3 protein-coding genes and 1 pseudogene are annotated in these 6,284 nt (G+C 65.8%); all 4 read right to left on the bottom strand.

Features of this window, described 5'->3' with window-relative positions:
- Nucleotides 1–18: 18 nt before the first annotated feature.
- Nucleotides 19–1,749: a tetratricopeptide repeat protein gene (locus tag Q0L57_RS32340; RefSeq protein ID WP_296747158.1), complete on the bottom strand. Its 1,731-nt coding sequence runs from the start codon at nucleotides 1,747–1,749 to the stop codon at nucleotides 19–21.
- A 1-nt stretch (nucleotide 1,750) separates the two neighbouring features.
- Nucleotides 1,751–3,157 carry an HlyD family type I secretion periplasmic adaptor subunit gene (locus tag Q0L57_RS32345; RefSeq protein WP_296747159.1) on the bottom strand — a complete coding sequence of 469 codons (1,407 nt, stop codon included), beginning with the start codon at nucleotides 3,155–3,157 and terminating at the stop codon, nucleotides 1,751–1,753.
- 14 nt (nucleotides 3,158–3,171) lie between these two features.
- On the bottom strand, nucleotides 3,172–5,478 hold the full coding sequence (locus Q0L57_RS32350) for a peptidase domain-containing ABC transporter (RefSeq protein ID WP_296747160.1): 2,307 nt from the start codon (nucleotides 5,476–5,478) through the stop codon (nucleotides 3,172–3,174).
- Nucleotides 5,479–5,702: 224 nt separating this feature from the next.
- Nucleotides 5,703–6,284: pseudogene (locus Q0L57_RS32355) on the bottom strand (collagen-like protein); the annotation flags it as partial.

A 6,284-nucleotide genomic window follows, 5' to 3' on the forward strand; every position in this document is an offset into this window, starting at 1 on the left:
GGGTTCCTGAACGGAGATTCAATCCTGCGCGAGATCGGCGAGTTCATCGGTGGCTTCGTCGATACCCTCCTCGGCCGCTCGTTTTAGCCAGGCGTGCCCAGCCGCGGGGTCGCGCACGCCGCCAAGACCTCGCACGAGATAACGGCCCAGCATGAGTTGCGCGTGGCCGTGCCCCCGCTCGGCGGCGGCGGAAAACCATTTTTGCGCCGCCTTGCGGTCGAGGGACAGACCCTGGCCCGCGTCGAACAGCGCACCTATTGCGAACATGGCGCCGATGTGACCCGCAGCCGCTGCCTGCTTGAAAAGGTGCGCCGCTGCTACCGGGGAACGTTCACCGCCGCGCCCGTTAAGCATCATTTCGGCGAGCGCCGCCTGGGCGTCGGCCATGCCGGCATCCGCCGCGCGCTTGAACCACAAACGGGCTTGCGCGGGGTCGCTGGGCACGCCGCGCCCGTCTTGAAGCATGCGCGCATACATGTATTGGGCTTGCGCGACGCCCTCGGCAGCGCGCCGCATCCAGCGCGCGGCCTGCTCCTGGTTCTTGCTAACGCCGACGCCCTCGGCGAAGCAGAGCCCGAGATTGAACGCCGCAACCAGGTCGCCCGCCGAGGCGGGCGCGGCGAACCATCCTGCCACGTTCGCACCGTCGTCCGGCTCACCCGTGCCTTCTAGCACGAGGTTCGCAAGGTCGACTTGGGACTCGCGGCTTCCGCTGGCGGCGGCGGTCCGGAGCCAGCGCTTTCCCTCTTCCGCGTCCTGGGCCACTCCGTTCCCGGACAGGTAAAGCGAAGCCAAGGCACGCGCGGCCGGCTGATGGCCTGCCTCCGCGGCACGTCGATACCACGTCGCGGCTTCGGCGTAGTTAGGTTCCGGGCCCTTCACGTGCCGTTCGCCGAGACGATAGGCTGCGTCAAGATTTCCGGTCAGCGCGGCACGGCGCATCCATGCTTCGCCGGCAACAGGATCTTCTCCGGCCAGGCTGCCATCGATCAGTCCAGACCCAAGCCGGAGCTGGGCCGAGGCGAGCCCCCTCTCCGCCGCGAGTTGGTAGAGCTGCGTGGCGGCTTCCCGGTCGACCGTTACGCCCATTCCGTGCTCGGTGAGGACCGCCAGGAGATAGATCGCCGTGGGCAAGCCGGCGTCGGCCGCACGCCTCACCTCTGTGGCAATCCGGCCCCTATCCTCCGGCTGCTTGCGCCGCGCGAGCGATAGGGCAAGCCCCAGACACCCCTCGGGACAGCCAGCGGCGGCGGACTTGGCGTACCAGCCATGCGCGGCATCGAGATCCCGCACCGGCTTCGGACCTTTGCTCAGGATGTAACCGAGTATCGCTTGCCCTGTTGCCGATCCGGCTTCCGCCGCCTTTCGGGCAAAGATGAGCGCTGACTGAAAATCAGGTTCCTGGGGGGACTCCGACTCGAACAGCCTTTCGGAATTCTTGCCTCCCGCGCCATCCTCTTGTCCCGCCAGTCCGGCGACGAAAAGCGCGGCCAGAAGCGCCTGCGCATCGGCATTTCCACGATCGGCGGCACGCCGCAGCCAACGTGCGCCCTCGGTTCGACTGGGCGGTACGCCCGAACCTTCGAGATAGCATCGCGCAACGCGATATTCCGCCTCCGGGATGCCGGCGCGAGCCGCGATCGCCATCAGCGGAAAAGCGTCCGCGGGCTTTCCGGTCTCGGAAAGCTGGACTGCCCTGCGCAGGGCCAAAGCGGGGTGGAGTCCGGTCAGCCGGTCCAGGATCGCCATCTTATGGCTCCCGCATCGCTTCCTGGCCCACGGGGAGCATCGCGCCGAGAATGTATTTCAAGACGGTGCGGCGCCCTACCTTGACATCCGCCGTGACCGGCATGCCGGGGCTGATCGCAAAGCCGGCGGGCACGCCATGCAGCGCGACGTCGTCGATGGAGATTTGCGTGCGGTAGAACAGGTCGGCGTCGGACGGCAGCAGGGCCAGCGAGCTGTTCGGATCGCGAGCCTGCTCCCTGGCCGAGAACGAGTCCGGGCTGACCGTGCGAACGGTGCCATGTGCCAGGCCGTATTGCGAATAGGGGAAGGTGTCGAATTTGATCGCGACCGGATCGCCGACATGAACGAAGCCGCTGCTGCGACCGATTATGTTCGTCTCGATTTCGAGCACCGCGTCGGCGGGCACCAACGTGACCAGCCGCTCTCCGGATTGCAGCACCGAACCCACCGAAACCTTGGCCACCGACTGCACGGTGGCGTCGGCCTCGCTCCTCAACTCCACCAGCTGCTTGCGCAGCTTCGCCTTGTTGAGCAATTCACGGGCGTCCGACACGCGCGAGTTGGCGTCCGACAGGCTTTGCGAAACCTCTGCGCGCCAGCTCTGGATGTAGCCGTCACGCTCCGCCCCCACAGCGGCCTGCTGGCGCTTCGCAGCCTCCGTCGTCTGCTCGGCATTGCTGAGCGAGCGTGACATTTCCACCGAGTTGTCCTCGGCAAGCAGCGTGTTCAGACGGCTCCCGACCTGCCGCGCTTCGAGCTGCTTGCGCATCTGCTCGATCGAACCCGCGACGGCCAGGCGCTGCCTGTAGCCTTCGGCGTCGGACTGCGAGCGCGAGATGACCGAGCTGAGCTCGTCGCTCTGCCGGTCGAAGCTTTCCAGCTTCGCGTCGTAGACCGCCTTGCGGCGCTCGAAGATCGAGGCCTGCAGCGTCCAGCTCGGGTCCAGTCCGTCATAGGTGAAAGGCTTTCCGTCGGACTCGGCCTTGAGGCGGGCCACTTCGGCTTCGAGCGTCGTGACTTGCGCGGCCAGCGCCGTGAGATCGGCCGACGCAAAGGTGGCATCCAGGCGGGCCAGCACCTGCCCGGCTTTCACCTGTTGTCCCTCGCGAACGTCGATTGAGCGGACGATTGCGGTCTCCAGCGGCTGGACGATGATGTTGGGCGATTGCGAGACCACCAGGCCTCTCGTCGTGACGACCTGGTCGACCGGTATCAGCGCCGCGAGCGTGATCAATGCAACGACCAGGCTGGAGATGATCCACACGATGCTGCGCGCAACGCGCGGGATAGGGGCATTTGCGACCGCCGTCGAGGGCCACTGGAATTCGAGGATGGCGGGCGCGGTCGGATCGCTCGCTTCGACGCGGCGCCGGCGGGCGGGAAGGCTGGGCAAGGTCGTGCTGCTCATGCGGCCAACCTGCCTCAAACCACGCGCGGCGGCACGGCGGCCAGCCGGCCATGTCGCCCGTCGAGATGCCTGTTTTGCTGGAACCACAGCTGACGGTACAGGCCGCACCGCTCGAGCAGCACCGAATGGGGCGCGACATCGAGCACCTTGCCCTGATCCATGACGAGGATCTGGTCGCATTCGGTGAGCGAGGCAAGCCGATGCGAGACGATGACCATCGTTCGACCGCTGGCGATGCGCATGAGGTTTGCGCTGACCACCGCCTCGCTCTCGGGATCGAGAGCGCTGGTCGCCTCGTCGAGTATCAGGATGCTCGGATTGTGGATCAACGCGCGCGCGATTGCCAGGCGCTGCCTTTGACCTCCCGAAAGATTGGGCGAGCCTTCCTCGATATAGGTGTCGTACCCGTTCGGCATGCGTTCGATGAACTCGGCGGCGCCGGCAAGGTGGGCGGCACGCATGGCATCGGACAGCGTCAGGCCGGGACGCCCGGCGATGATGTTGTCGCGGATCGAGCCGCGGAAGAGGAAATTGTCCTGCAGGACAACGCCCAATCCCTGGCGAAGATGGCGAAGGTTGATTTCCTTCAGGTCCACCCCGTCAAGCTTCAGGAACCCGCTGTAATCGCGATTGATGCCCTGCAGCAGACGCGCGATCGTCGACTTGCCCGACCCGCTGCGCCCGACGATGCCAAACATCGTGCCTGCCGGAACATCGAAGGTGACACGGTCGAGCGCCGGGGTCTTGGTGCCGATGTAGCTGAAGGTCAGGTCGCTGAAATTGATCTGGCCGGCGAGTTTCGGCCGCAGGCCAGCGGAATTGGACGCGCTTTCCAGCGGGCGGTTGAGAACCGAGGCGGCCTCGCCGATCGCCGCGCCCACCTCTTCGTAGTCCTCGACCAGCCGGGCAAGGCCGACCAGCGGCTGCGCGACGCGTTGAGCGATCATCATGAAGGCGAAAAGGCTGCCGACCATGTAGCCCGTCCGGTCGTTCATCGCGAGATAGGCGCCGATCAGCATCGTGCCGAGCACCATGACGCGCTCGATCGGCGTGACGAGGGTTTGCGGCCAATTCGCCAGTTGTCCGAAGGCGAGCCGCGCCTTGCCCGCATCCGCCACCCGCTCGTCCCAAAGCGCCTTGCGCTGCGGTTCGAGACCGAGCGCCTTGACTGTCTTGATGCCGACGACGGTTTCGCCGAGCGCAGCCGACTTCCAGGTCTCCGCGTCGACCACGCGTTGATAGCTTTGGCGCAATGGCGAAAGGAACGCGAAGATGATCGCCATGATCACACCGGCGCAGAACAGCACCATCCAGGCGAGCGTGGCGTTTATGTAGAACATCACCGGCAGGAGCACGCACAGCGTGATCAGGTCGAGCAACGTGCTGAGCAGCTTTCCGGTCAGGAACTCGCGGATGCGATAGACTTGCGCGAGGTGGTACATGGTTTCGCCTGCCGGATGGCGCTCGAAATAATCCAGCGGCAAGCGCAGCAGTCGGCTGAAGACGTGCAGGTGCAGCTTGGTGTCCAGCCGGGCGCCGACGACGTTGATGATCAGCCGCCGCGCGTGACCGAGCAGCGTCTCGTAGACGAAGACGACGGCGATGATCGCGGCCAGCAGCACGAGGGTCGATGTGCTGTTGAACTGCAGCACCTTGTTGACCACCGTCATGACGATGAGAGGCGGCAGGATGGTCAGGATGCTGAGCGTGAAGGAAGCGATGCCGATGTCGCGCAGCGGCCGGCTCTCGAGCCGAACGAGATCAACCAGCCATCGGAAAGTGAAGGGCGCGTCGGCCGCGACGTAGGACCGTGTCGGCCGCAGTAGCACCGCCTCGCCCGACCACGCCTGCAGCAGGCGCAGTTCGTCTATCGGCACGCCCTCGGCATCGTCGGGCGCATCGACACTCTTGAGGAAAACGATGTTTCGCTCGACGCTCGCGCCGGTGAGGATGCCCGCGCCGCCGTCGCTGAACAGCAGGACGACCGGCCCTGTCTGCTCGAAGCGCAGGAGATGCGACCAGCGGATGCGGACCGCTCGCGCCCACATGCCGCCGTTTTGGGCCCACTGAGAGAGATCGGCCGCTTCCGGGATCGGCCCGGGTTTAGCCGCCCTGAATTCGTTCGGGTCGAGCTCGACGCCATGGTAGCGGGCAACCCGAAGCATCGCCTTGAGGCGGGGCGCGACCTGGTCGAAGGTGGCGGGACCGCCGGGCGTCAGTCCGGCCAGGCTCTCCCGCGCGACCCCGCCCGGCACGTCGGCTTCGACGCCAACCTTGATCGGGGTCGGCTGGCCTTCGGCGTTCAGAGGCACACTAACCATACACTCTACTTCCGTCACGCAGGCACTCGTCCGGGACCGCTACAAGCAGACCGACCGCTTCCGCGCACTCCGGTTGCACCCACTATACTCTGGGCAGGCTGGGCGCGCGAGCCCCCTACCCGTTCATGATGAACGCGCGGGCCGCATTTGCGACAGGCCCGCGCGCTCTGCTCTCTCAATCCCGGACCGTGTTCCATCGCGGTCCGTCTGGTCGCCATGCCACGTCAGTCATGCGGCTTGAAAATGTCCTTCATGACCTTCTTCAGCGTGTCGTCGATACTGCCGTAGCCGCCGTTTTTGGTCTGGTCCGATCCCAGGTCGGAATTCGAACCCGACGGCTTGTTCTGGTTCTGGCCAAATCCCTTGATCGTGTTGAGGACGTTCAGGAGATCGGTCGTCACCGAACCACCCATGAGGCCAAGGAGCTGACGGAACGACAGGTCGGTCGAGCCGGGATTGCCGGCCGTTCCAAACTGCAGGAACTGCGTCGTATCCTTGAGCCCGAGCGTGTTGGACGTGACCTGGGTCGTCGGCACCACACTTGAATTGTGGTTGCCGCCGGACGACCCGGTCGGACCGGCAGGTCCCGTGGGACCCGTCGGGCCTTTATCACCGGTCGCGCCCTTGGGCCCGGTCGAACCCGTCGCTCCGGTTGCCCCGGTGCTGCCGGTCGCCCCCTTCGGTCCTGTGTCACCCTTTGGCCCTGTATCGCCCTTGGGTCCAGTCGAGCCAGTGGGACCCGTTGCCCCGGTGCTACCGGTCGCCCCGGTTGCGCCCTTCGGTCCTGTGTCACCCTTTGGTCCGGT

It is taken from the genome of Mesorhizobium sp., from assembly GCF_024509055.1.
Taxonomy (GTDB): domain Bacteria; phylum Pseudomonadota; class Alphaproteobacteria; order Rhizobiales; family Rhizobiaceae; genus Mesorhizobium.